Annotated in this window: 3 protein-coding genes and 1 pseudogene; 2 read left to right on the top strand and 2 right to left on the bottom strand. The window is 65.5% G+C overall.

What is annotated here, in order from left to right:
• Both U9979_RS09625 and U9979_RS09620 read left to right on the top strand, forming a co-directional pair.
• Positions 1 to 276 (top strand): TfoX/Sxy family protein (locus U9979_RS09625; protein ID WP_322779090.1); only part of this gene is annotated, 276 nt, incomplete at its 5' end.
• 22 nt (positions 277 to 298) lie between these two features.
• A complete protein-coding gene (locus U9979_RS09620) occupies positions 299 to 793 on the top strand; it encodes a hypothetical protein (RefSeq protein ID WP_322779089.1) in 495 nt (164 codons plus the stop codon).
• Between the two features lie 49 nt (positions 794 to 842).
• On the opposite strand, the gene U9979_RS09615 is transcribed toward U9979_RS09620, so the two are convergent.
• Positions 843 to 1,103 (bottom strand): DUF2277 domain-containing protein, encoded by a 261-nt coding sequence (locus tag U9979_RS09615; protein WP_322779092.1) that lies wholly within the window; start codon positions 1,101 to 1,103, stop codon positions 843 to 845.
• 57 nt (positions 1,104 to 1,160) lie between these two features.
• Positions 1,161 to 1,924, bottom strand: a pseudogene (locus tag U9979_RS09610) (ATP-binding protein); the annotation flags it as partial.

Below are 1,924 nucleotides of genomic sequence, written 5' to 3'. Positions count from 1 at the left end.
GCACTGTGCCACCACGACCGGCAGTTCGCGATGGTCATGGACACCCTCTATCTCCGCGTCGACGCTGCCGCCGGAGCCGCGGCCGAGGCGGCAGGTGCCCACCCCTTCACCTACCGGGCAGCGGGACGAACCGTCACCGTCCGTCGCTACTACAGCGTCCCCGACGACGTTCTCGACAACCGCGAATCCCTGTGCGCCCTCGTCCTGAACGCGATCGAGCCGACCCGAACAGGAACAGGAACAGGAACCCAACCACAGTTCTTACGATCACAATAGCCGCGGCAAGAAGGAGGTCTGGATGTACGACGCACACCCCACAGATGACATACCCGACCCGCCCTATGTCGCGCCCGTGGTCAAGGAACTGGGCAAGATCATGGGACGCCACACTCAGAAACTCAACCAGATCTTGTGGCATGCGCCTTATACAGCCGCGCAGATTGCCGAGGCGATAGCATCCATCCAAGCGACCCACAACGAGATCGCCGGGTACGAGGAACGACTTTCCCGCACGATACCGGGCAGCACCCGCCAACCAAAAGTAACGGCATGGTTCGGCTACCATCGACAGACTCTCGAACAGGCATACAACATCTACCAGGGTATTGCCCGCTCGCTCAACCAACCCTCCGGCGCACCGCCAGCCGCCCCGCCGGTCGCCGCGGACGCAGACCCGGCCGAACGGATGCGGCGGCTTCTCGGCGGTTGCTGCATCCATTGTGAGGAGCAGCTGGGCGCAGCCCTGTACACGGTCACGATATGCCCCCGGTGCGGCCGCTACCCGACACGATAGAATTCACCAGGTATTCTTCCCTGGAATCTCACGTGCGGCGGGCGATTTCTCAGCGACCGAGGCGGGCGCGAACCTCGGGACGCCGCAGCGGCGGCACGGTAGTCGGGGGCTGGCGGCGGGCCGGCAGCGCGCCGAGCAGTCGGTGAACCGTAGCGGTCACCTCGATGACCGCCACCTCGAACGCATCATCGGCCGCCGGCGGCTGGCGCAGCCCGCTGACCTTCCGGATGAACTGGCGGGCGGCCGCCTCGATCTCCTCGTCGGTCGCCGGTGGGTCCAGGCCCCGCAGCTCGGTGATGTTTCGGCACATGCCTACAACGGTAATCCCACCCGCCATGGGAACCCGCCGGTCAGGCGCGCAGAGCGGTCAGGCGCGCAGAACGGTGACCGGGCGACCGGACGGGCTGTTCACCTGCTCAAACCTCGTGCGGTCGGCAATAGGCGCGACCTCGGGCCGGCGGTCGAACACCACCAGCACACCGCGGTCGAGGCCGAGCCGGTCAAGGTAACCATCCAACTGGGTCAGCCCCCGGGCCAGCGGATCGGGTTCGCCGGCCCGCCACACCTTCAACTCGATCGCCTCCCGCTGCACGACCCGTTTCCCGTCCGGATTCTGGAAGGGCCAGCGCACCAGCAGGTCAATCCGACCCCGGCCGATGCCATACTCCCGCTCGACGCTGTATCCCTGAACTTCGCAACCACCATTGACCACGCGTTGCAGGAAAGCCATGAACACCAGCTGGGGGGCGACCTCATGGTAGACGATCCCCCGGGTCAGCACGTCGGAGTGCTCACGCCAGAACTCGGCGAACTCGGCCAACAGCATGCCGAAATCGAACCGGCCGTCGCTCAGCACGAAACTGCGCGGGTCAGCGACGACATTGACCTCCACGTTGGCCGTGAGCACCCGGGCAATCACCTCACGGTAGATCGGGTTGGCGATACGCAACGGCAATCCCGCAGCGACCAGACCGATGTCGCACGCATACTGCAGGTCGTCATCGTAAGGGTCGAGCTGAGTCAACGTCCCGGCCAGCACCGGCTCCACAACCCGACGCACCCGCGGCTCCACGAGCTTGGACGCCAACGAATCCAGATGCGTGGCGCGAGCCAGAATCAACCGCTCCTTGG

This window comes from Protofrankia sp. Cas4, from assembly GCF_963555915.1.
Classification (GTDB): domain Bacteria; phylum Actinomycetota; class Actinomycetes; order Frankiales; family Frankiaceae; genus Protofrankia.
Note: the sequence above shows the minus strand (reverse complement) of the source record. Positions and strands in the feature narration are given on the sequence as shown.